The organism is Sphaerochaeta sp. UBA5836, from assembly GCF_002432845.1.
Taxonomy (GTDB): Bacteria; Spirochaetota; Spirochaetia; order Sphaerochaetales; family Sphaerochaetaceae; genus Sphaerochaeta.
The window spans coordinates 2,462-3,180 of sequence record NZ_DJGW01000060.1; the positions used below are offsets into that span (position 1 = coordinate 2,462).

Here is a 719-nt window from a genome sequence, read left to right on the forward strand (position 1 = left end):
GAACGCAACAAACTACTCTGGATAATTTTCTTCATCACCCCAGGCCTCCTGGTGGTGGGCCTCTTCATCCTCCTTCCCCTCTTCATGTCCCTGTATAACAGCCTGTTCTCCTGGAAGCAGTTGATCAGAATGGATTTCGTCGGCCTTGAAAACTTTCGCAGGCTTCTTACCGCATTCCCCTATCAGGAGCGCTTTTTCAACGCCCTGAAGAACAACCTTACCTGGTTTCTCTCCACCACCCTTATTCAGAACTCTCTCGGACTGCTGTTTGGATACCTGTTGAGCAGAAACGTACCGTTCGCCCAGTTCTTCAAACGAGTCTTCTTCATACCCGTGCTGTTCTCCATAGTTGCCGTCGGCTTTTTATGGGGCATGTACCTCAAGCCAACCGGCCTGGTGAACAACTTTCTCAAGCTCGTCGGCCTTGCCGCTCTGCAAAGGCCCTGGCTGGGCCTTGAGCACCTGGCAACGCCCACCATTATTCTGGTAAACATCTGGAGGTGGGTGGGCTTTCCCTCCCTGGTCTTCCTCGCCGCCATCGACAACGTCCCCGGTGAGTGCCTGGAGGCAGCGTATCTGGAGGGCGTTGGCGAGTGGAAGCTCTTTTGGAAGATCATCTTCCCCCTCATTATTCCCTCCATTACCATCATCACGGTGCTTACCATTATCGGGAGCCTGAATGTCTTTGAGCAGATCTATACGATGACAGGCCTCGATGG

Annotated in this window: 1 protein-coding gene; it reads left to right on the forward strand. The window is 53.0% G+C overall.

Features of this window, described 5'->3' with window-relative positions; translation table 11 throughout:
- Nucleotides 1-719 (forward strand): carbohydrate ABC transporter permease (locus B3F49_RS04790; RefSeq protein ID WP_293909343.1); only part of this gene is annotated, 719 nt, incomplete at both ends.